A 22,904-nucleotide genomic window follows, 5' to 3' on the forward strand; every position below is an offset into this window, starting at 1 on the left:
GAGAATGGGGATGCCGGAGTGCCGGCATCCCCATTCTATTGGGCACTGCTGTGTGTCGCCTTTCGGCGCCGGATCAGCCCTCCAGGCCCGCCTCGAGCAGGGCGGCACGCGCTTCGCGGCGCACGCGCTGCTCCTCGGGGTCCGGCACCGGGATCGCCGCGATGAGGCGACGCGTGTAGTCCTCCTGGGGCGCGCGCAGGATCTGACCCGTCGCGCCCTGCTCCACGATCTTGCCGTGGTGCATCACGATGATGCGGTCGGCCAGCGAGTCGACGACTGCGAGGTCGTGACTGATGAAGAGGCACGCGAATCCCATGTCGGCCTGAAGCTGTCGCAGCAGCTGCAGGACCGTGGCCTGCACCGACACGTCCAACGCCGAGGTCGGCTCGTCCGCGATGAGCAGCTTGGGCTGCAGCGACAGGGCACGCGCGATGCCGACGCGCTGCTTCTGACCGCCCGACAGCTCGTGCGGGTACCGGTTGCGGTAAGAGCGGGGCAGCTCGACCGCATCCAGCAGCTCCTGCACCTTCACATCGAGCCCACGGCCCTTCGCGAGCCCCGCCAGGAGCATCGGCTCGCCGATGGACTGGCCGATCGGCAGACGCGGATTGAGCGACGACGACGGGTCCTGGAAGACGATGCCGACGTCCTTGTGCACCTTGTGCAGGAGGCGCCGGTCGGCCTTCGAGATGTCATAGCCGACCACCTCGGCCTTGCCGTCGGCGATCGGAAGGAGTCCGATGGCGGCGCGGCCCACCGTGGTCTTGCCCGAACCGGACTCGCCCACGAGGCCCGTGACCTCACCGGGGTAGATGGAGAAGTTCGCGTGCTCCACCGCGCGGAACGCGGGAACTCGGCCGCGCTTCGGGTAGTCGATCGCGACATCCTGGAAGTCGAGCACGGGAGCGCCGAGACCCCCGCGCCGCTTGTCGTCCTCACGTGCGGCGACCTCGGCCAGGCGGATCACCGACGTGTCACCTGCGAGCGCCGCGGTCGTGTCGATCGATTCGCCCTGCGCATCGCCGATCCGCGGCACGGCGGCGAGCAATTGCTGCGTGTAAGGATGCTGCGGGCTGGCGAAGACCCCTTCGACCGTTCCACGCTCGACGATCTCCCCCTTGCGCATCACGACGATGTCGTCGGCGAGGTCGGCGACCACCCCCATGTCGTGGGTGATGAGCAGGATCGCCGAATCCAGTCGATGCCGCAGGTCGCGCATGAGATCGAGGATCTCCGCCTGCACGGTCACATCCAGCGCCGTCGTCGGCTCGTCGGCGATAAGAAGCCATGGATCGCACGAGATCGACTGAGCGATCATCGCGCGCTGACGCTGACCGCCCGACAGCTGGTGCGGATAGGAGCTGAACGCCTTGAGCGGATCGGGCAGTTCGACCATTTCCAGCAGCTCCAGGGCGCGCTCCTTCGCCGCACTCGGCGTGATGCCGAAGTGGATGCGCAGCGTCTCGACGATCTGAGAGCCGACCGTGTACACGGGATTCAGCGCGGTCATGGGTTCCTGGAAGATGACGGCGATCTCACTCCCGCGCACTCGTTGCAGGGCATCCTTCTTGAGACCTATGAGCTCGCGACCGGCGAGCTTGACGCTGCCGCCCACACGCGCGTTGGAGGGCAGCAGACCGAGCATCGCCATCGAACTCGCGCTCTTGCCCGAGCCGGATTCACCGACGATGGCCAGGGCGCTGCCGCCGTCGACCGAGTATTCGAGGCTCTTGGCAGCGGGTACCCAATAGTTGTCGACGGCGAAGTCGACGGACAGTCCACTGACCTCGAGCAGATGGCCGTCATACGACGAACGGTTTCGGGACTGGTTCATCCAAAGTTCCTGACATGGGGGGTGAGAATAAGAGCGTGGCGCACGCGAACGACATCCTGCATTCCCGCTTCAACCGGATCATGGCGATCCTGGTCTGGGCGGCGGCGACACTGATCGCCGGCGTCGCGCTGTGGGGCTCGGAACCCGGCATGGCCTGGATCTACCCGGCGGCGGCGCTGGCGGTGTTCTTCGGCTGGGCCGCGTTGTGGCGCCCCGGAATAGCGGTGAGCGGGGCGGGGGTGCACGTGCGCAATGTGACGCACAGCGTCGACATCCCCTGGGAGGCGCTGATCCACGTCGACACCAAGCATGCTCTGACGCTCGTCACTCCCGGTCGGCGCTTCGCGGTGTGGTCCGCACCCGCCCCCGGCATGCTGACCTCGCAGATCATCGGCCGCCGTCCGCTCCACCGCGAGGCGAGGTCCGTGGGGGGCGCGCCGCGGACGGGCGATCTCCTCGGGAGCGATTCCGGAGACGCCGCAACGCTCGTGCGGGACGAGTGGGAGCGAAGGCTGGACAGCGGCCTGGTCACTGTCGGCGTCGCGGACGAACTGACCGTGTCGCGCCACTGGGACGCCACCGTGATCATCGCCGGCGCGCTGCTGGCTGCAGCCACCGTAGTCGTGTTCGCGCTGACGGGCTGAGAGCCGCAGCCCCCGCACGTCGCTGGTCATCTGCGGACCTCGCCCTCGCCGGAGGCACCGGCGGACTCGTCGCTGGAGACGCCGTCATTGACCGCGACCCCGGCCGTCGTCATCACGACGCCCTCCGGGACGTCGGTGGCGGTTCCGCTCTCGACGACCGCATCGGCGGGCAGGTCCTTCACCTTGCTGAAGCGGATGCGCTTCTGCCGCGGGTCGAAGGCATCCCGCAGTCCATCGCCCACGAAGTTCACGAGGAGCGAGAGGATCACGATGAACACCGCAGGCCACCAGAACAGCCACGGCCGCGTCTGGAACGCCGCCTCATTCTGGCTGATGAGCAATCCGAGCGAGACCTCCGGACTGCGCACACCGTAGCCGAGGAACGAGAGAGACGTCTCCAGGATGATGGCGGCCGCGATGAGCAGTGTCGTCGAGACGATCACGACCCCGATCGCGTTGGGGAGGATGTGCCGGAAGATGATCCGCAGATCCGAGGCTCCCGCCACGCGCGCCGCTTCGACGAACTCGCGCTCTCGCAGCGACAGGAACTCGGCCCGCACCAGTCGCGCGATTCCGGTCCACGCGAAGAATCCCAGGAAGATCGCGAGAACCAGCGGCCCGAGCCCACCCACTGCCGAGCCGACCACGGCGCCGATGACGATGATCGGGATCACGATCACGATGTCCGTCAGACGCATGAGGACGGAGTCCACCCAGCCGCGGTAGTACCCGGCGATCGCGCCGACCACGACCCCGATGAAGGCCGCGATGCCGCCGATGATGAACATGATGTAGGCGGAGTTGACGAGGCCGCGCATGACCATCGCGAAGTAGTCCTTGCCCACGTTGTTCTGACCGAAGGGGTGGTCTCCCAGCGAGAACGGCCACAGCGTGAGGGTCGGCTTCCCGCCATTCTGGATCGGCAGCAGCGAGGTGTAGTTCCACTTCCACCAGCCGGGGATACCGAAGATGCCGGTCGCGGAGATCGCGAACCCGACGATGAGCACGAACAGCACGATGCTGACGAGGGCGGGCTTGTGGGCCAGGAACCTTCGCAGGATCAACCGTCCCTGGCTCAACCCCTTTTCCTCTGCGGTCAGCACCTGGGTCGGGTCGGCGGCCGGCTCCGAGGGAGCTTCGAAGTTCTCTCCAATGGGGATCGTCATCACTTGACCCTCACTCTCGGGTCTAGTGCCGAGTACGCGAGGTCGGCGAGGAAGTTGAAGGTGATCGCGACGACGGCGATCACGACGAAGTACGCCATCACCGGATTGGGATCTGAGTTGTTGAGACCGCTGTTGAACAGGGCTCCCATCCCGCTGAACGCGAAGATGCGCTCGGTGATGATCGCGCCCCCGATGAGAGCGCCGACGTCGGCCGCGACGATCGTGGTGATCGGAATCAGGGAGTTGCGGAACGCGTGCCGCACGACGACGGTTCGCTCAGGCAGTCCCTTCGCGCGAGCCGTCCGGATGTAGTCCTGGTTGAGGGTCTCGAGCATGCCGCCGCGGGCGTACCGCGTGTAGCCGGCGAACGAGATCAGCATCAGGCTGATCGTCGGCAGCAACAGGTGCATGAACGTGTCAGTGCTCTGGATCCAGAAGTCGCCCTGAAGGTTCGGGGTCTCGGAGCCGACCGTCGGGATGGGTCGTCCGTTGATCCGCGGATTGTTGACGTAGGAGTTCCAGTTGCGCATGTATTGGTCGACGATGATCACCCCCATCCCGAGCACTCCGGTGAGCACGCCGATCCGGATCGCTGGGCCCTTGTCGAACTCGCCGAGGAAGAATCCGACCACCCCGCCCGCAGCGCCAGCGATGAAGAAGAGGGCGATGACGCCCCAGACGTTGAAGGACTGGAGGAACGGATTGAGTGCGAAGTAGGCCGCGACGAGCACGAGCACCGTCACCCCGGCCGTCCGCCACGCGTAGCGCGCCCTCGCGCCGGCGATCAGCAGGACCATCGACGCGCCGAACGCGGCGATGAGGAGCGGGGTGAGAACGGGTCCGATCGACGGGTCGAGGAACCACTCCGTGACCGACATCCCGTAGACCATCAGGCCGGTGACGAGCACCGAGGCTACGAAGACGACCAGGCGGCGCTGCCGGGCCCCCCCGATGACCGCCTGCCAGAAGATGCCGGATATCAGCGCAAGGCCGATGATCCAGGCCCAGGAGAAGACGGGGTCTTGCAGCCAGTTGTTGAACCCGAGGGCGACGAACACCTTGAGCAGCACACCCATCAGGAACGAGGGGAGCGAGTAGAGGAAGAAGCTCGAGAAGGTGAACGTGTAGTCGACGGCGCTGTACTGGCGGAGCGCGGAGATGATGCCGACGGTGATACCCAGCACGATCGCGAAGATCGTGGCGGCTGTCACGAGCTGAAGAGTGGAGGACATCGCGCGGCCGAGCAGCACGGAGACGTCCTGGTTCTGAATGGTGACACCCAGGTCGCATCCGCCGAAGGGGATGACGCAACGCGCCGCGCCGGCGAGCCAGCCCAACCACCTGACCGGGATCGGCTGGTCGAGATTCAGCCATTCGGTGCGCTGGGCGATGAGCGCATCCTTGTTGGGGCTGTTGGAGGCGTAGAGATCCTGGAGGGGATCCTTCGCGAGCGACACCAAGGTGTACATGATGAAGGATGCGGCGATGAGGATGAGGATCGAGACCCCGATGCGCCGCAGAACGAAACTAAGCACTGGGTTGCCCCTTCATGGACAAACGTTATCAGCCGCGCTCAGGCATCCCCAGGGTGTCGGGGATGACGACGTGTGCGGCCGTAGTGTGGACGGTGAGGGCAGCACGCGCTTGGGGCGCCGGGTGGATTCCCGACGCCCCAAGTGTCGTGCGTGCGTCAGACGATCAGCTGATTACTCAGCCGTCTCCTCAGCGGTCCACTCCCAGAAGTTCCAGATCGGACCGGTCTGGTTGGCCATGAAGGTCACGCCCGAGATCCGGTCGGTGTGGGCTTCCACGCCGGGGCTCTGGAAGATCGGCAGGCCGTAGAAGTCCTCGAAGAGCAGCTGGTCCACCTTGATGCGGGCCTCCTCGACATCTGCCGGGTCGGTCATCTGCTGGATCTGAGCCGCGAGCTCATCGACCTCGGGGATGCTCACACCCGTGAAGTTCGACCCACCGTCCGACGCGAAGATCTGCGGAATGTCCTCGTTGCCGACACCGGGCGAGATCCACCCGAAGATCGAGACGTCGTAGATGTCGCTCGAGAGCTGTGCGCTCCAGTCCTCACGACCGATGTCCTCCACCTTGAAGCCGGCCTCGGTCGCCGTGGCCTGGATGGCCTCGAACGCTGCGACGCGGTTCGGGTTGTTGATGTTGTAGAGGATGCGCGCCGTGGGGGTGCGTCCGGCGAGGAGCTCCTTGGCGCCCTCGACGTCGACCTCGGCGTACGCGTCGGATCCGTTCGTCTCGACGGTCTTCTCGTAAGGCGCGCCCTGCGAGGTGACGAACGTCTGCGAGTTGAGGACCGAGGCGTCCGGGTTGATCGGCTTCACCACGGTGTCGACGATCTGCTGGCGCGGGATGATCTTCATGAACGCCTCGCGGACGGCGGGATCGGCCCACTCGCCGCGGTGGGACAGATCCACGTGGTCGTACGAGAGTTGCGGACCCGTGAGGATCTCGATGCCGTCGATGCTCTCGAGGAGCTGCAGCGTGTCGCCACCCGCCTGCGGGTTGATGATGTCGACCTCGCCGTTCTGGAGCGCGGTCACCTGGGCCTGCGAGTCACCGACGAACCGGAAGACCAGGTTCGAGTACGCGGGGTCACGGTCGCCCTTGTAGTTCTCGTTGATCTTGAGCGTCATCGACTGGGTGGGCTCCCACGAATCGACGATGAACGGACCGTTCGAGAGGTAGAGCGACTCGTCGTCGGGAAGCGACGTCACGTCGAAGCCGGTGTTCCAGACGTCGGCGACGGCCTTGATCGTGGCGTTCGGCTCGACGGGGGCGTCGGGATTGCCACGGGGCGTCGAGGTGAGCGCCTCCATGAACTCCTCCGACGTCACGCCGGCCTTCTCAGCCACGACGTGGAAGGGAAGCGGGTTGGCGTCTTGGTCGAAGAGCCACTGGAGGTTCCAGTCCACGTAAGGAACGTCGTAGACGAGCGTCAGCGACTTCTTGTCTTCGCTCACCTCGGGCACCTCAGTGTCGGAGAGTCCGGACGTCGAGCCTGCGATGGTGAAGTACTGGGTTCCGCCGGTGACGGTGCCCTCGTCATCGAGCGTCGCGTCGTCGTAGTACCCGGAACCGGAAGCCCAGCCGAGAAGCAGGTCGTCGGTAGTCACCGGCGTGCCGTCAGACCACTGTGCGTTCTCGTTCAGGGTGTACGTGACTGTCAGCGGGTCGTCGGAGACCTTCTCCATCGTGCCGAACGACTCGTTCGGCACGACTTCCATCTGGTCGTTGATGTAGGCGAAGGTCTCGTGCGTCGCGTACCAGAGCTTGCCGTTGATGTCGAGGTTGCTCTGCGGGGTGGCAGGGTTAAAGCTCGTCGTCTCGTTCGTCTCGGCAAGGATGATCTGCGTGTCGACCACCTCGGGGGCGGACTCCTCGTTGTCGCCGCCTCCTGGCGCCGAGCACGCGGCAAGGACGAGGGTCAGCGCGCTGACCCCGACTCCCGCCGCAAGGGCGCGCTTGCGCCACGTCTTTTCAGACACTCTTTCCTCCTGTGAAAAGGGACACTTGCACGCCAATCCGACTCGAGCCGGACCTGCGCGCGGATGGGAAAACGATAAGCACCCCTACTGAGATGGTCAAAACAAACGGCGAAAACGTTACAGAGCCTTAACTCAATCGATCTGGAGTGTGACAATCTGACAAGATGACGCCGCTAACCCCTCCCGCAAACAGTGGGGTTTCCACTACGCTCTCGCCCCTCTCGAAGTACGACAGGCGCCGCCTGACCTGGGAGGTCTGGATCGTCCTGGCGATCACGGTCGGACAGTCCGCCGTGTACTCGGTGCTGTCGCTCGTGCGCAAGCTCCTCGCGCCGGTGCCGCTGGGCCAGCAGCAGACGCAGGTGAACCCTTCGCGTGACGCGCAGGCCGTCTGGGACATCCTGTACCAGCTGCTCGCCGTCTTCTTCGCACTCGCGCTCGTGGCGCTCGTCGTCTACCTCCTCTGGGAGCCGGGGAGCAACGCGCTGCGCCGCATCGGACTCGACTTCTCGAGGTTCGGCGGAGACCTCGGCCGCGGCATCCTTCTCGCCGCCGTCATCGGCGTGCCAGGCCTCGCTCTCTACGCGGCCGGTCGCGCGCTCGGCGTCACCGTCGCGGTGGTCGCGTCCCCTCTCGACGCGGCGTGGTGGACGGTGCCGCTGCTGGTGCTGTCGGCGTTGCGAGCCGGATTGACCGAGGAGGTCATCTTCATCGGCTACCTGTTCGACCGGCTGCGCCGGTTCGGCTGGAACGACTGGGCCATCATCCTGACCTCCGCCGCCCTGCGCGGCGCATATCACGCGTACCAGGGCATCGGTGCGATCGTCGGAAACGTCGTGATGGGCGTCGTCTTCGGCTGGTGCTACCGGCGCTGGGGCCGCGTCATGCCGCTCGTCATCGCGCACACGCTCCTCGACGTCGTCGCCTTCGTCGGGTATCCGCTCGCGGCCGCGCTGTGGCCCGGCGTCTTCGCCCCCATCCCCACGCCGACGCCCACACCCACCCCGACCCCGACGCCGGCCCCCGCAGCCTGACGGCTCGCGGATGCCCGTGGCCGCAGCATCCGTCCCCGCTCCTGCCCGCCCTCACCCACAGCTGTTCCCGCCGCCCCGCCGGCCGCCTCCCCGCGAGACTTCGACGGCGCGCCGAGACTGCTGTCCCCCATCGACGTCTCGGTGCGCAGATGACGTCTCGCGGCGATCTGTGGACGGCGTGGCGAAGGCATCGCGGCGCGCGTCCTCCACAGCGACGCTGATGCGTGGGTTGTGCAGCGATGGGACGGATGCCGCGTCACGACGTGGTGCGAAGGGAGCACGCTGGGTCGATGCGCGTCCATGTATCCGCCCCCGACGTCGTCCCCAGCCCGCTCGAGCTGTTCCGACGCAGCGCTGAGCCCCACGCCGATCGCGCGATCCGTCAAGGTCGCTGGGTCGTGGTGACCCGCGGAGTCTACGCCGATGCCGGCGCTTGGCATGCACTGGCGCCGTGGGATCGCTATCTTGCTCGAGTCCATGCCGCCGCTGCCCGCCATCCGGATGCCATCTTCGTGCGCGAGTCGGCCGCGGCGCTGCGCGGCCTGCCCGTCTTCGGTGAACCTCGCGACGTTCACGTGGTGGCGGGTCCGGCGGCGACCGCCCGTGTCGTCTCCGGCACCAGGGTTCATATCGCCGAACGGCTGCCGCAGCATGAGGAGCTCGGCGGGCTGCTGGTCGCGGCTCCGCTCGAGATCGCAGTAGACCTGGCTCGTCACCATCACCATGCCGTCGGGCTGGCCGGTGCGTGCAGCGTACTTCGGCACCATCACGATGTGGACGTCGCCGCCATGCGATCGCTGAACCTCGCGCGGCGGAGCAGCCGCGGCCGGCGCCACGCCGCCTGGGTGTTCGACCGTGCGACGGGCGTTCCCGAGTCCACTCTCGAGGTCGTCAGCCTCGCCGTGATCGAGTGGCTCGGGTTCCCAGTCCCCGAGTTGCAGCAGCGGTTCAACGGGGAGACGGTCGAGGATGACCTCCGGCTGGACTACTGGTGGCAGGCCGCCAGAATCGGCGGTGAGGCGGACGGTGACGCGAAGTATGCAGGTATGGACGCGGCAACCATGCTGCGCGCCCGCCGCGTGCGGGACGCCCGACTACTCGAGCGGGGAGTAGCGGCGACTGTCCACTGGGGCTGGTACGAGGCGACTCACGTCGCGCCACTGCGCGCCGCCCTGATCGCGGCGGGGCTGAGACCGGAGCGTCCTGAAGACACCGCCGAGCTGCGTTCGCTGACGCGATTGCTCGCCCCCGGTTCTCGCGCGCCCCGAAGCTGACCCTGCCCGCTCGTCGTGCCCGCTCGTCGTCGCCCGCGCGTCGTCGCTCGAGACTTCATCGGTGCACCGAGACCACGTGTCGCCGCTCAACACTCGGTGCGCCGATGAAGCCTCGCAAGAATGGGTGGGGGGACGCGCACCACCGGGGCGACCGGCACAACGGGAGCGACGGGCAGGCGAGAGCGACGGGATGCCGCGGAGCTCGGCATCCCGTCGGCTCAAAGGCGCGTCAGGCGAAGGCCTCGATCGGCGGGCAGGCGCACACGAGGTTGCGGTCGCCGTAGGCCTGGTCGATGCGGCGGACCGGGGGCCAGTACTTCGTGCGGACCAGCGTGTGCACCGGGTACACGGCGGTCTCCCGCGAGTAGGGGTGCTCCCACGAGCCCGAGACCGCGGACTCGGCGGTGTGCGGTGCGTTCACGAGCGGGTTGTCGTCCTGCGGCCACTCCCCCGCGCCGACGCGGTCGGCCTCGGCCTTGATGGCGATCATCGCCTCGATGAAGCGCTCGATCTCGGGGAGGTCCTCGGACTCCGTCGGCTCGACCATGAGCGTGCCCGCGACGGGGAACGACATCGTCGGGGCGTGGAAGCCGTAGTCGATGAGACGCTTGGCGACGTCGTCGACCGAGACCCCGGTCGCCTCCTTGAGCGGACGCAGGTCGAGGATGCACTCGTGGGCGACGAGTCCGTCCTCGCCGGTGTAGAGAACCGGGTAGTGGTCGCGCAGGCGCACGGCGATGTAGTTCGCGGCGAGCACCGCGGCCGCCGTCGCACTGCGCAGTCCTTCGGCGCCCATCATCCGGACGTACGCCCAAGAGATCGGAAGGATGCCGGCCGATCCATGCGGTGCGGCCGAGATGGGGCCGCCGTCGAAGACGCCGCCCGCGTGGTCCTTTCGCTGCGACAGCGGGTGCGAGGGCAGGTAGGGCGCGAGGTGCGCCTTCGCCGCCACCGGGCCGACGCCGGGGCCGCCCCCGCCGTGCGGGATGGCGAACGTCTTGTGCAGATTCAGGTGCGAGACGTCGCCGCCCAGGTCGCCGAAGCGCGCGTAGCCGAGGAGTGCGTTGAGGTTCGCGCCATCGACGTACACCTGACCGCCGGCGTCGTGCACGGCCTGCGTGATGTCGAGCACGTCGTGCTCGTAGACCCCGTGCGTCGACGGGTACGTGATCATGAGCGCCGCGAGCTCGTCGGCGTGCGCCGCGATCTTCGCGCGCAGATCGCCGAGGTCGACGTTGCCGGCCTCGTCGCACGCGACCACGACGACGCGCATGCCCGCGAGCACGGCGGACGCCGCGTTCGTGCCGTGCGCGGACGACGGGATGAGGCACACCGTGCGAGCGTGATCGCCGTTCGCGCGGTGGTAGCCCCGGATCGCCATGAGTCCCGCGAGCTCGCCCTGCGAACCGGCGTTGGGCTGCAGCGACACCGCGTCGTACCCGGTGACCTCGGCGAGCCACACCTCGAGCTGCTCGATCATCGCGAGGTAGCCGCGCACGTCGTCCTCGGGCGCGAACGGGTGCACGCGCGAGAACTCGGGCCACGACACGGCGGCCATCTCGGTCGCCGCGTTGAGCTTCATGGTGCACGAGCCCAGCGGGATCATGCCGCGATCCAGCGCGTAGTCGCGGTCGGAGAGCTGCTTGAGGTAGCGCATCATCGCCGTCTCGGAGCGGTGCGAGTTGAACACCGGGTGTGTGAGGAATTCCTCGACGCGGTGCAGCCCCGACGGCACACCCGCCAGGGGTGCAGCATCCGCGAAGGCAAGCACGCGTTCGCCCTGCTCCCCCGCACCGAGGAATTCGTGCTCGGGCAGTCCGAAGGCCCACGCGACGGCGGCGAGGTCGGCGGCGGTCGTCGTCTCGTCGACCGAGACGCCGACCGTCGCGTCGTCCACCCAGAACAGCTGGTAGCCGCGCTCGCGGGCGCGCTCGATCACGCGGCGCGACGCACCGGGCGTCGCGACGCGGATGGTGTCGAAGAACGAGTCGGAGCGCAGCGGGAGTCCGTACGAGCGCAGCCGATCGGCGAGCGCCTCCGCCTTCTTCGCGACGTCGGTCGCGATCGCACGCAGCCCGTCGGGTCCGTGGTACACCGCGTACATCGAGGCCATGACGGCCAGCAGCACCTGCGACGTGCAGATGTTCGACGTGGCCTTCTCACGGCGGATGTGCTGCTCGCGCGTCTGCAGGGCGAGGCGGTACGCGGGGTGGCCGGCGGCGTCCTGCGAGACGCCGACGAGGCGCCCGGGCAGCTGACGCTCCAGTCCCTGGCGCACCGCCATGTAGCCGGCGTGCGGGCCGCCGAAGCCGAGCGGCACGCCGAAGCGCTGCGTCGTGCCCACGGCGACGTCTGCGCCGAGCGAGCCGGGCGAGCGCAGCAGCGTGAGCGCGAGGAGGTCGGCCGCGACCACGACGAGGCCCCCGGCCACGTGGGCAGCGTCGACCACTCCGGCCGGGTCCCACACGTTGCCCGACGCGCCCGGATACTGCACGAGCACGCCGAACAGCTCGTCGGGAAGGATCGCGCCCCGGGCGAGGTCGAGTTCGACGAGCTCGATGCCGACGGCGGCCGCGCGGTGCGCGAGGAGCGCCTTCGTCTGCGGCAGCGCGTCGGCGTCGACCACGAACACGTTCGACGCCGCCTTCGACGCACGCCGGGCCACCAGCATGCCCTCGACGACGGCGGTCGACTCATCGAGCATCGAGGCGTTCGCCGTCGCGAGCCCGGTGAGGTCGGTCACCATCGTCTGGAAGTTGATGAGCGCCTCGAGGCGTCCCTGCGAGATCTCGGGCTGGTACGGCGTGTAAGCGGTGTACCAGGAGGGGTTCTCCAGCACGTTGCGCGCGATCACCGATGGCGTGAGCGTGTCGTAGTATCCCAGCCCGATCATCGCGCGCGCCGTGCGGTTCTGCGACGCCAGCACGCGGAGCTCGGCGAGCGCCTCGGCCTCGGTCGCCGCGGGTGGGATGTCGCTCGTCGCGCGAGGCTTGGCATGGATGGATGCCGGGACCGCCGCCTCGACGAGCGCGTCGACGCTGTCGTATCCCAGCGCGTCGAGCATCGTGCGCTGGGCCGCAGCATCCGTCCCGATGTGACGGTCGGCGAACAGACCCGTCATTCGGCGCCGCCCGTGAGCGAGACGTACGCGTCGCGGTCGAGGAGATCCGCGACGGCGGCGGGGTCGACCGTGATCTTGACGAGCCAGCCGGCGCCGAACGGATCGGCGTTCACGAGCGAAGGGTCGTCGACCACGGCGTCGTTGACCTCGACGACCTCGCCGGTGAGCGGCGCGTAGAGCTCGCCGACGGACTTCGTGGACTCGATCTCGCCTACGACGGTCGCCGCGGTCACGGAGCTCCCCACGGCGGGGAGCTCGACGAACACGACGTCACCGAGCTTGTCAGCGGCGTACGAGGTGATGCCGACCGTCGCGACGTCGCCCTCCAGGGCGACCCACTCGTGCTCGGCGGTGTACTTGAGGGCGGTGAGATCGGTCATTTGTTCCTCCGGTAGAAGGGCAGTTCGGTCACGGTCGCGGGGATGCGGGTACCCCGCACGTCGATGAAGAGCTCGGTTCCGGGCGCGCTCGCAGCGGGCGAGACGAACGCCATGGCGATGGGATGCCCCAGGGTCGGGCTGAGTGCACCGCTCGTGATCTCTCCCACCGGGGCCGCGGAGTCGGCGCCATCGAACACGGCGTAGCCGGCGCGGCCGGCGCGGCGGCCCTCACCGGAAAGGCCGACGAGCACGGGGGCATCGGACGCGACCACGGCGCCGAGTCCCGCCTTGCCGACGAAGTCGGCCTTGTCGGCCGCGACGACGCGGCCGAGGCCCGCCTGGGCCGGGACGATGTCGAGCGACAGCTCGTGGCCGTAGAGCGGCATGCCGGCTTCGAGGCGAAGCGTGTCGCGCGCGGCGAGTCCTGCGGGCACGAGCCCGAGCGGCTCCCCCGCCGCGAGCAGGGCGTCCCACAGCGCGGCCGCGGCACCGTTCGACACGAGGAGCTCGAAGCCGTCCTCGCCGGTGTAGCCGGTGCGCGCGATGAACAGGGGCTCGCCGTGGAACGTGCCGGTGGAGCACGCGTAGTAGCCGAGGTCGACGAACGTCGGGGCGACGTCGGCGATGCCCCGGGTCGCCTCGACGATCTCGCGCGCGGCAGGCCCCTGCACGGCGATGAGCGACGTGTCGTCGGTCTGGTCCTCGAGTTCGGTCTCGAAGCCGCCGATGCGATTGGCGAACGCGCCGGCGACGGCATCCCGGTTCCCGGCGTTGGCGATCACGAGGAAGCGGTCGTCGGCGAGGCGGTAGACGATCACATCGTCAACGATGCCGCCGGACTCGGCGAGCACCAGCGAGTACTTCGCCTTGCCGACACGCATCGGCGAGATCGCGCCGGCGAGAGCGTAGTCGAGGAACGCCGCTGCACCGCGACCCGTGACGAGGAACTCGGCCATGTGCGAGATATCGAAGAGACCCGCGCCGGATCGCACCGCGTGGTGCTCGGCGAGGTCGGAGCTGTAGCGCACCGGCATGAGCCAGCCGCCGAAGTCGGTGAAGGAGGCGCCGAGCGCCTCGTGGCGGTCGTGCAGGGCAGTGGTACGGAGTTCTGTCATGAGTTCTCCCGGTCGCGGACGGGCAGACGCCGGAAGGCGCCTGTGAACTCCCCCTCTGTCATGGGCCTGAGAGTTTCGCCCGTCCTGTCGAGGAACGGGTTTTCACCGTCGGCGGATTCGCGGGCGATCACGCGGAGACGCGGAGCGTTGTCTCACGTGGGGTTTCGATGCGGCGCCGGGGCGCCTTACTCAACCCGATTTCTTGCTTCACTCGGAATCGCTTTTCAGAGTCGGCCTGCCCGAACGGTACGCGTACCTGAGAGATTGGCGGGGAGGCTTGCTCCTTCGGTGCTCGGCGATCGCACTGCCGAGGCTCTCCCGCCCGGGTGATGGGCCGTATTGACTTGCGCAGCAAGCATACCGTTCGGTGCCGTCAGCCGACGCAGTCGCCGGACGACACACGATCGGTCGCGGCGCCCGCGAGCTCGGCGACGGGCTCGAGCTCCTTCATCGTCATCGCGTAGCCGAGGTTCTCGTCGTTCTCGGCGCGCGCGAACACGACACCGGCGACCTCCCCGTCGGCTGTGAGGACGGGGCCTCCGGAGTTGCCGGGGCGCACCACGGAGTGGAGTGAGTAGATCTCGCGCGGATTCGTCGTCCGGTCGTAGATGTCGGGGATCATGGCCGTGCCGGTGTCGCGCACCGATGCGCTCGTCATCGTGAACGGGCCGCCGAAAGGATAGCCCTGCACAGCAGCCGAGCTGCCCGCCGCAAGGGTCTCGGCGCGCCGGAGCGGCGTGGCGCCCAGATCCTCGACCGCGATCACTGCGAGGTCGACGACCTCGTCGAAGTAGACGATCCGCCCCTCGCGCGCCGGCCGCCCCGGCAGTTCGACCAGAGGCAGATCGACGCCCGCCACGACATGCGCGTTGGTCACGATCCGGTCGGGCGCGATGACGAAGCCCGACCCGGTCGCTCCCCGCCCGCACGCATAGGCGGTGCCTGAGACGCGCGCGACGGATGCCGCGGCCGTTGCCAGCTCGGGATCATCCAGGGCGACCGGCGGCGCGGTCGGCCTCACCCTCGCGGGTCCGAGAAGCTCACCCAGGCGCGGGATGCCGTCTGCGAGGAACGACGATCTCAGCTCGGCCAGTGCCGCCTCGACGGGTGGCGGGACGACCGTCTTGATCGCGTTGACCACGTACGACGAGCCCACCGCGGCGGACACGCCCGGAATGCCCGCCATCACCAGCGGCGGCGCAACCAGCGCGAGCGCCAGTGCGGCCGCGATCACCGACGCGATGCCCCCGAGGAATCGCTCGGCCCATCGGAGCTTCAGGCGGTCGGCCCCGGAACGCAGCAGGGAACCGAGCCAGGCCCCGAGCGCACCTCCGCCGAAGAGCAGCCCGAGCACCGTGGCGATCACCGCCACCGTCCGCCACGCCGGGGACGGCACCAGGTTGCTCACCAGCGGCGCCAGCCACGATGCCGCGAATGCGCCGGCCGCGAGGCCGGCCAGCGTTCCGATACTCGCGAAGAAACCGCGACGGATTCCCGTGATGAGCGCCAGAACGAGGACGAGGACGATGATGACGTCGAAGACGATCATTCCCGTGCCCTCCGGTCGGAGCCATTCGTCCGGCCAGATTACGCACTGCGGCTGTGAGCACGCCCCGACGACGCGCGGCCGCGGCGCGCGATTGCGGGTCAGCGGCGTACGGCGGCGAGCTCCCTGCGGACCTCGTCCCTCAGCATCCCCTGGTTCTCGGGATCCGGCGCGGCGCCCAGCAGGGTGCGAGTGCGCTCGTGCTCGCGAGGCGGTCCGAGATCTCGATCAGCATCGGCAGGTCGTGGTACGTGATGAAGATGACGGCGAATCCGAGCTTCTCGCGCAGGCGCATGATCTCGCCGATGATGCCGCGCTGCACCGCGCTGACGGCAGGTTGTTACGGCGGAGGTTTGGCTTCTGGTCAGACTGACACTATTATCGGATGGGACAGTTAGAGTCACTATGACCAGAACAACACTCGACCCCCGCTCCCCCGGCACTCCCGCCGCCGACACCGACGCGATCCGCGTGGCGGTGTCGACGGTGATCTTCACGCTCCGGCGGCTTTCCGGCAGCGACGCCGTCCAGGTCGTGCTCCCGCTCGTGCGCCGCACGCGCGACCCGCACGAGGGTCAGTGGGCGCTCCCCGGCGGATGGCTCGACGTGACAGAGGGGCTGGATGCCGCGGCATCCCGCACCCTCGCCGAGACGACCGGGCTGGCACCGACCTATCTCGAGCAGCTCTACGCGTTCGGAGCAGTCGACCGGTCCCCGACGCGTGTCGTCTCGATCGTGTACTGGGCGCTTCTGCGCGCCGACGAGATCGGCGCCGTCGAGGCCGAGACGGACCACGCCATCGAGAACGTCCGGTGGTTCGATGCGACTGCCCTTCCCGAGCTCGCGTTCGACCACAACGAGATCGTCGACTACGCGTTGTGGCGCCTGCGGAACAAGGTCGGCTACAGCCGCATCGCCCACGGGCTGCTCGCCGACGAGTTCACCCTCGCCGACCTCCGCGAGGTGTACGAAGCGATCCTCGGCCGGCGCCTCGACCCGGCGAACTTCCGTCGCCAGGTCGAGAACTCCGACACCCTCATCCCCACCGACCGCTTCCGCACCGGAAGCCACCGCCCCGCGCGGCTCTACCGCTACAACCAGGACGTCGAGCTCGCCGACCGCGGTCCGCTCGACGCCCGCCACTGACCACACGAACGGAGCACCCGACATGTCTGCCGTGAACATCACTCTCCAGCCCCGCCGCGAACTGGATGCCTCGGTCGATCACGCCATCCAGGCGATCGTCGCCGGCGCGGCGGTCGGCGAGACGTGCAACACAGACCTCGCCGCCGGTCCGTGGGACTTCGACACGCGGCCCGGGTACGGCCCGGGCTCGTCGATGGGCGACGTCATCCCTACCGGGTCGCCCCGCCAGGGTGAGCTGCCGCGCGAGTACCGCGAGGCGTCCGAGGCCGAACTCGACGAGCGCATCCGCGCCGCGAAGGCGACCCTGGGCGACCGGGTCGTCGTCCTGGGGCACTTCTACCAGCGGGAAGAGGTCGTGGTCCATGCCGACTACGTGGGCGACTCGTTCCAACTCGCGAACGCGGCGCTCGAGCACCCCGACGCCGAAGCCATCGTGTTCTGCGGCGTGCACTTCATGGCCGAGACCGCCGACCTGCTGTCGGGTCCCGAGCAGGCCGTGATCCTCCCGAACCTCGCGGCCGGCTGCTCGATGGCAGACATGGCCGACATCGATCAGGTCGAGGAGTGCTGGGAGCAGCTCGCCGACGTCTACGGCGACATGGACCAGGCGGATGCTGACGGCCTCGTGCCCGTCATTCCCGTCACGTACATGAACTCCTCGGCCGCGATCAAGGGCTTCGTCGGACGCCACGGCGGCATCGTGTGCACGTCGTCGAACGCGCGGACGGTCCTCGAGTGGGCGTTCCAGCGCGGACGGCGCGTGCTGTTCTTCCCCGACCAGCACCTCGGCCGCAACACGGCGAAGGCGATGGGCGTGCCGCTCGAGCAGATGCCGATGTGGAATCCGCGCAAGCCGCTGGGCGGAGCATCCGTCCACCAGCTCGCCGATGCCCGGGTGATCCTCTGGCACGGCTTCTGCTCGGTGCACCGCCGCTTCTCGGTCGACCAGATCGACAAGGCCCGTGCGGAGCACCCGGGCGTGCGGGTGATCGTGCACCCCGAATGCCCGATGGAGGTCGTCGACGCCGCCGACGAAGCAGGCTCGACCGATTACATCCGCAAGGCGATCGAGGCCGCCTCCGGGCCCACGACGTTCGCGATCGGCACCGAGGTGAACCTCGTGCAGCGACTCGCTGCCGACCATCCGCAGCACACGATCTTCTGCCTCGACCCGGTGGTGTGCCCCTGCTCGACGATGTACCGCATCCACCCGGGTTACCTCGCGTGGGTGCTCGAGGGTCTCGTCGCGGGCGAGGTGCGCAACCGCATCACCGTGCCGGCCGCCGTGGCGGACCCGGCACGGGTGGCTCTGGAGCGGATGTTGGCGGCCAAGCCTCCGGCAGCGCCTGCTGCCGCATGGGAGAACGCCTCATGACCACTGCCATCGTCGTCGGCTCGGGCATCGCGGGGCTCCTCACCGCACTGCACGCCGTCGAGCACGGCTGCCCTGTCACGCTCGTGACGAAGGACGTGCTCGAGCACGCCAACACTCGTTTCGCGCAGGGCGGCATCGCCGGCGTGATGTTCGACGACGACCGCGCCGAGGACCACGTGAGCGACACGCTGGTCGCGGGCGCCGGCCTCGGCGACGCGGACGCGGTGCGGGTCCTGGTCGACGAGGGACCCGCGCGCATCCGCGAGCTCATCGCCCTCGGCGTCGCGTTCGACCGCGACGACGCCGGCGGCTTCGTGAAGGGCCTCGAGGCGGCGCACTCGTACCCGCGCATCCTCCACGCGGGCGGCGACGCGACCGGCACCGCGATCGAGAAGGCGCTCGTCGCCCGTCTTCGCGCCAGCGACGTCGCGGTGGTCGAGCACGCTTTCCTCGTCGACCTCGTCACCACAGACGGCCGGGTCACGGGGGTCGAGCTGATCGTGGGAGAGACGGATGCTGCCGCCGGCCGCCGCGAGATCCTCGAGGCCGACGCGGTCGTGCTCGCGACCGGAGGCGCAGGTGAGCTCTACGCGCACTCGACCAACCCCGAGGTGGCCACCGGCGACGGGATCGCCGCGGCGATCCGCGCGGGCGCCGCGGTCGCTGACCTCGAGTTCTTCCAGTTCCACCCGACCGTGCTGGCGGTGGGCGACTCGTTCCTCGTCTCCGAGGCCGTGCGCGGCGAGGGCGCCGCCTTGATTGACGAGCACGGCCGCCGGTTCGCGTTCGACGCGCACCCCGACGGTGAGCTCGCCCCCCGCGATGTGGTCGCCCGTGCGATCGCACGGCAGATGGAGGCGCAGGGTGGCCGGCCGGTCCACCTGGATGCGACGCGGATCCACTCCGAGGACGCCGAGGAACGTGCGGCGTTCCTCGCTCGCCGCTTCCCCACGATCGACCGCGCCGTGCGCGCGCGGGGCCTCGACTGGGCGCGCGAGCCGATCCCGGTGACGCCGGCGGCGCACTACCTGATGGGCGGCGTCTGCACCGACCTCTTCGGTCGCACGACTCTGCCCGGGCTGTACGCGGTGGGCGAGGTCGCGCGCACCGGGGTGCACGGCGCCAACCGCCTCGCCTCGAATTCGCTGCTCGAGGGCGCCGTGTTCGGTGCCCGCGCGGGTGACGTCATCGCCGAGGACGCGGCCTCCGGAATCTGGCCCGCGTTCACGACTCCGGTCTCCCCCGCCGACAGAGACCACCGATCACCTGTCGCGAAGCGCCCATCCGCGCGGCAGGTCGTGACAGGTGAGCAGCAGGGCGTGGGGATGCCGGGGCCTGCGGCCGGCGTCGAGGCGCCGGCGTTCTCGCGGCCGGCGCTGCAGGAGCTGCTCTGGGACGATGCCGGACTCGTGCGGGATGACGCAGGCCTCGGGCACGCAGCATCCGTCATCTCGGCCTGGCGCGCGCAGCAGCGCACCCCGGTCACCGAGCACGACTTCGAGGACGAGAACCTTCTGCTCGTCGCCGAGCACCTCGTCGCGGCCGCCCGCGCGCGCCGGGAGTCGGTCGGCGCGCACTTCCGCTCCGACGGGACGCCGGCCGAGGCTCCTGCCCTTCTCGCGGCCGTTCGCGGCGCGAACGGCCTCGAGAACCCTCCCACCTCGCACCTTTCGAAGGAGCCCGTCGCATGCTGACCCGTGCCGTCATCGACCGCGCCGTCGCCGCCGCCCTGGAGGAGGACGCGCCGTGGGGCGATCTCACGAGCGAGGCGCTGATCCCCGAGAACGCCATCGCCCGCGCGGACCTCGTCGCGCGCGAGCGGGGCGTGTTCTCCGGCGGCGAGGTGTTCGAGGCGGCGTTCCGGCTCACCGACCCGACGATCGACGTCGAGCTCGTCATCGAAGACGGCGAGTGGTTCGAGCCGGGCACTGTGCTCGCCGTCGTGACCGGCCCCGCGCGCGGCGTGCTCACGGCCGAGCGGATCGGCCTCAACTTCGTGCAGCGGATGTCGGGGATCGCGACGCTCACCGGAACCTACGTGGCCGCGGTCGCACACACCGGGGCTCGCATCGCCGACACCCGCAAGACGACGCCCGGACTCCGGGCCTTCGAGCGCAAGGCCGTGCGCGACGGCGGCGGGCGCAACCACCGCCACTCGCTGTCGGACGCCGTGATGGCCAAGGACAACCACCTCGCGGTGCTCTCGCAGAAGAGCGTCTCGCCGACGGCAGCGCTCCTGGCCGCCAAGGACCTCCTGCCCCACACCACGCACATCGAGGTGGAGGTCGACCGGATCGACCAGATCGAACCGGTGCTCGCGGCCGGCATCGGCACCATCATGCTCGACAACTTCTCGCTCGACGACCTCCGCGCGGGCGTCGCCCAGGTAGGCGGCCGCGCGACGGTCGAGGCCTCGGGCGGCGTATCGCTCGAGACGGTGCGCGCGATCGCCGAGACCGGCGTCGACGTGATCTCGGTGGGCGCACTCACGCACTCGGCACGTGCGCTCGATCTCGGGCTGGACGTGCGGATCGACGCCGCCTGACCCGCCAGGAAGCACCCGATGAGCATGCTCTACCTCGACAACGCCGCGACCACACCGGTGCGGCCCGAGGTGCTCGAGGCGATGATGCCGTACCTCACCCGGTGGTACGGCAACGCGTCGAGCCACCACACCGTGGGCGAGGCGGCCGCCGACGCCCTCGCCGACGCCCGCGCGCGCGTGGCTCGCGTGCTCGGCTTGCGCGCCGGCGACGTCGTCTTCACGTCGGGCGGCACCGAGGCGAACAACCTCGCGATCAAGGGCATCGCGATCGCCGCGGCCCAGCGCCGCGACGATCGGCGTGCGCACGTCGTCAGCACCCCGATCGAGCATGAGTCGGTGCTGGAGTCGGTCGACTACCTCGAGCGCGTGCACGGGTACTCGGCGACACTCGTGCCCGTCGACGGGAACGCCCGCGTGTCGACGGACGCCGTCGCCCAGAGCCTTCGCGACGAGACCGTGATCGTGAGCGTCGGGTACGCGAACAACGAGGTCGGGACGGTGCAGGATGCTGCGGCCCTCGCCGCCGTCGTACGAGAGCGGCGTATACCGCTCCACCTCGATGGCGTGCAGGCCGCGGGCTGGCTGTCGCTGTCGGCGGCCGAGCTCGGCTACGACGCGATCTCGCTCGCCGGGCACAAGCTGGGCGCACCCAAGGGCACAGGTGTGCTCGGCGTGCGCGGCCGGGTTCCCCTCGAGCCCTTGCTGCATGGCGGCGGTCAGGAGCGCGGTCGCCGCAGCGGCACCGAGGACGTCGCCGGCGCCGTCGGGTTCGCCACCGCCCTGGAGTCTGCCGAGGCCGAGCGGGTCGAGGCATCCGCTCGCGTGTCGGTCCTTCGCGACCGTTTCATCGCCCGCGTGCTCGAGCGGGTGCCGTCAGCGCGTCTGACGGGCGACCCGGTGCATCGCCTCGCGGGCACGGCCAGCTTCACGTTCGCCGGTACGAGCGGCGAGGCCGTGCTCCTCGAACTCGAGCGCTGCGGTGTCGTGTCCTCGAGCGGTTCGGCGTGCGCCGCGGGCAGCGACGAGCCTTCACACGTGCTGGTCGCGATGGGGATCGCGCCGGAGGTCGCGCAGACCGCCGTGCGCTTCACCCTCCCGCGCTGGCTGAAGACACCGCTGGATGCCGTCGCTGACGCGGTCGAGGCGTCCGTCGCCGCGGTGTCCGACCCGGGTCGCTGACCCTCGCCGCGAGAACGGGCGTCATACCCGCGCTCGCCGGAGCCGCGTCCTCGGGGGCGACCGTAGGATCGGGACGTGCCCCCCGCCGTGACCGTCATCGTCCCCGGCTACGACGTAGCCCTGTACGCCACGGAGGCGATCGAATCCCTGCGTGCCCAGACGCGCGACGACTGGATCGCGATCCTCGTGGACGACGCGTCGACCGACGAGACCGGTGCGCTGTTCGATGCCGCGGCCGCGGCCGACGAACGGTTCCAGGTCGTGCATCACCGCGCGCAGAGCGGGCTCGGCGCGGCACGCAACACAGCGCTCGACCTCGTCCGCACGCCGTTCGTCGGGTTCCTCGACGCCGACGACCGCCTCACCCCGGCCGCGCTCGAGCGGCTCGTCGGCACGGTGGCCGACAGCGGCAGCGACTTCGCGCTCGGCGCGTACGTCCGGCTGCGCCCTGATAGCGCGGGCGGCTACGAGGCCGGCAGTGTGCAGCCCTGGGTCGCGGCCGCCACCGACCCGGCGCGCATCGGTACCACCCTCGAGGAGCACCCCGAGGCATCGGGCAACATCGTCGCGTGGTCGAAGGTGAGCCGCACCGACATGTGGCGGCGCACCGGCCTGCGGTTCCCCGTCGGCAAGGCGTACGAGGACCAGATCGTCGCACAGCAGATGTTCACGCGCGCCCGCGCGTTCGACGTCATCCCCGACGTCGTCGTGGAGTGGCGCGAGCGCGCGGACGGCTCCTCGATCACTCAGCACAAGGCGGAGCTTCCTGTGCTCCGCGACTACCTCGAGGCGCTCAGCGGCGGGATCGCGGTGCTGGATGCCGCGGGCCAGCCGCGGGCGGCGGCATCCCGTGTCCGTCTCATCCTCGCGATGGACCTGCCGCCGCTCGTCGACCTCGCCCGCGACCACGTCGACGATGCCTACCGGCGCGAGCTCGGGGAGTTCGCACGAGTGCTGTGGTCGCGCGGTGACGGGGTCGTTCTGTCGGACCCTGCGGCCACGGCCCTGGCCGCCGCACGCCTCTGGTGACGAC

At 69.3% G+C, this 22,904-nt stretch carries 17 protein-coding genes, 1 pseudogene and 1 riboswitch; of the genes and pseudogenes, 9 read left to right on the forward strand and 9 right to left on the reverse strand.

Annotated elements, in window-relative coordinates; translation table 11 throughout:
* Positions 1 to 73 precede the first annotated feature (73 nt).
* Positions 74 to 1,834 (reverse strand): ABC transporter ATP-binding protein, encoded by a 1,761-nt coding sequence (locus tag MRBLWH3_RS14840; protein WP_363433401.1) that lies wholly within the window; start codon positions 1,832 to 1,834, stop codon positions 74 to 76.
* A 35-nt stretch (positions 1,835 to 1,869) separates the two neighbouring features.
* Between MRBLWH3_RS14840 and MRBLWH3_RS14845 the strand changes: the two genes are divergently transcribed.
* Positions 1,870 to 2,478 carry a PH domain-containing protein gene (locus tag MRBLWH3_RS14845; protein WP_363433404.1) on the forward strand — a complete coding sequence of 203 codons (609 nt, stop codon included), beginning with the start codon at positions 1,870 to 1,872 and terminating at the stop codon, positions 2,476 to 2,478.
* Between the two features lie 26 nt (positions 2,479 to 2,504).
* Here MRBLWH3_RS14845 and MRBLWH3_RS14850 read toward each other — a convergent pair whose 3' ends face one another.
* The 3 genes from MRBLWH3_RS14850 to MRBLWH3_RS14860 all read right to left on the reverse strand — a co-directional run bounded on the left by MRBLWH3_RS14850 (position 2,505) and on the right by MRBLWH3_RS14860 (position 7,156).
* On the reverse strand, positions 2,505 to 3,644 hold the full coding sequence (locus MRBLWH3_RS14850) for an ABC transporter permease (protein WP_363433406.1): 1,140 nt from the start codon (positions 3,642 to 3,644) through the stop codon (positions 2,505 to 2,507).
* Complete coding sequence (locus tag MRBLWH3_RS14855) at positions 3,644 to 5,179, reverse strand: ABC transporter permease (RefSeq protein ID WP_363433409.1); 1,536 nt, start codon at positions 5,177 to 5,179, stop codon at positions 3,644 to 3,646. The genes MRBLWH3_RS14850 and MRBLWH3_RS14855 overlap by 1 nt, the downstream gene beginning before the upstream one ends.
* Positions 5,180 to 5,350: 171 nt before the next feature.
* Complete coding sequence (locus MRBLWH3_RS14860; RefSeq protein WP_363433412.1) at positions 5,351 to 7,156, reverse strand: ABC transporter family substrate-binding protein; 1,806 nt, start codon at positions 7,154 to 7,156, stop codon at positions 5,351 to 5,353.
* Positions 7,157 to 7,320: 164 nt separating this feature from the next.
* On the opposite strand from MRBLWH3_RS14860, the gene MRBLWH3_RS14865 reads away from it, so the two are divergent.
* Together MRBLWH3_RS14865 and MRBLWH3_RS14870 are read left to right on the forward strand one after the other, a co-directional pair.
* Entirely contained in the window at positions 7,321 to 8,190 is an 870-nt protein-coding gene (locus MRBLWH3_RS14865) for a CPBP family intramembrane glutamic endopeptidase (RefSeq protein ID WP_363433415.1), read from the forward strand.
* A 290-nt stretch (positions 8,191 to 8,480) separates the two neighbouring features.
* Entirely contained in the window at positions 8,481 to 9,464 is a 984-nt protein-coding gene (locus MRBLWH3_RS14870; protein WP_363433417.1) for a hypothetical protein, read from the forward strand.
* A 229-nt stretch (positions 9,465 to 9,693) separates the two neighbouring features.
* Here MRBLWH3_RS14870 and gcvP read toward each other — a convergent pair whose 3' ends face one another.
* The 5 genes and pseudogenes from gcvP to MRBLWH3_RS14895 form a co-directional block, all read right to left on the reverse strand.
* Positions 9,694 to 12,585 (reverse strand): aminomethyl-transferring glycine dehydrogenase, encoded by a 2,892-nt coding sequence (gene gcvP / locus MRBLWH3_RS14875; protein WP_363433420.1) that lies wholly within the window; start codon positions 12,583 to 12,585, stop codon positions 9,694 to 9,696.
* Positions 12,582 to 12,965 (reverse strand): glycine cleavage system protein GcvH, encoded by a 384-nt coding sequence (gcvH, locus tag MRBLWH3_RS14880; protein ID WP_363433423.1) that lies wholly within the window; start codon positions 12,963 to 12,965, stop codon positions 12,582 to 12,584. Before gcvH ends, gcvP begins: the two co-directional genes overlap by 4 nt.
* Complete coding sequence (gcvT, locus tag MRBLWH3_RS14885) at positions 12,962 to 14,080, reverse strand: glycine cleavage system aminomethyltransferase GcvT (protein WP_363433426.1); 1,119 nt, start codon at positions 14,078 to 14,080, stop codon at positions 12,962 to 12,964. Before gcvT ends, gcvH begins: the two co-directional genes overlap by 4 nt.
* A 234-nt stretch (positions 14,081 to 14,314) precedes the next feature.
* Positions 14,315 to 14,411, reverse strand: a riboswitch (glycine riboswitch).
* A 42-nt stretch (positions 14,412 to 14,453) separates the two neighbouring features.
* On the reverse strand, positions 14,454 to 15,629 hold the full coding sequence (locus MRBLWH3_RS14890; protein WP_363433429.1) for a MarP family serine protease: 1,176 nt from the start codon (positions 15,627 to 15,629) through the stop codon (positions 14,454 to 14,456).
* Positions 15,630 to 15,831: 202 nt separating this feature from the next.
* Positions 15,832 to 15,948: pseudogene (locus MRBLWH3_RS14895) on the reverse strand (ABC transporter ATP-binding protein); the annotation flags it as partial.
* 83 nt (positions 15,949 to 16,031) lie between these two features.
* Here MRBLWH3_RS14895 and MRBLWH3_RS14900 point away from each other — a divergent pair.
* The 6 genes from MRBLWH3_RS14900 (at position 16,032) to MRBLWH3_RS14925 (ending at position 22,900) form a co-directional block, all read left to right on the forward strand.
* Complete coding sequence (locus MRBLWH3_RS14900) at positions 16,032 to 16,772, forward strand: NUDIX hydrolase (RefSeq protein WP_363433432.1); 741 nt, start codon at positions 16,032 to 16,034, stop codon at positions 16,770 to 16,772.
* Between the two features lie 22 nt (positions 16,773 to 16,794).
* Entirely contained in the window at positions 16,795 to 18,147 is a 1,353-nt protein-coding gene (nadA, locus tag MRBLWH3_RS14905) for a quinolinate synthase NadA (RefSeq protein ID WP_363433435.1), read from the forward strand.
* Positions 18,144 to 19,841 (forward strand): L-aspartate oxidase, encoded by a 1,698-nt coding sequence (nadB, locus tag MRBLWH3_RS14910; protein ID WP_363433438.1) that lies wholly within the window; start codon positions 18,144 to 18,146, stop codon positions 19,839 to 19,841. Before nadA ends, nadB begins: the two co-directional genes overlap by 4 nt.
* Entirely contained in the window at positions 19,835 to 20,692 is an 858-nt protein-coding gene (gene nadC / locus MRBLWH3_RS14915; RefSeq protein WP_363433441.1) for a carboxylating nicotinate-nucleotide diphosphorylase, read from the forward strand. Before nadB ends, nadC begins: the two co-directional genes overlap by 7 nt.
* A 24-nt stretch (positions 20,693 to 20,716) precedes the next feature.
* On the forward strand, positions 20,717 to 21,871 hold the full coding sequence (locus MRBLWH3_RS14920; protein ID WP_363435548.1) for a cysteine desulfurase family protein: 1,155 nt from the start codon (positions 20,717 to 20,719) through the stop codon (positions 21,869 to 21,871).
* A gap of 75 nt (positions 21,872 to 21,946) precedes the next feature.
* Positions 21,947 to 22,900: a glycosyltransferase family 2 protein gene (locus MRBLWH3_RS14925; protein ID WP_363433444.1), complete on the forward strand. Its 954-nt coding sequence runs from the start codon at positions 21,947 to 21,949 to the stop codon at positions 22,898 to 22,900.
* The last annotated feature ends 4 nt before the right edge of the window (positions 22,901 to 22,904 follow it).

The sequence above is a fragment of the Microbacterium sp. LWH3-1.2 genome, assembly GCF_040675855.1.
Lineage (GTDB): Bacteria > Actinomycetota > Actinomycetes > Actinomycetales > Microbacteriaceae > Microbacterium.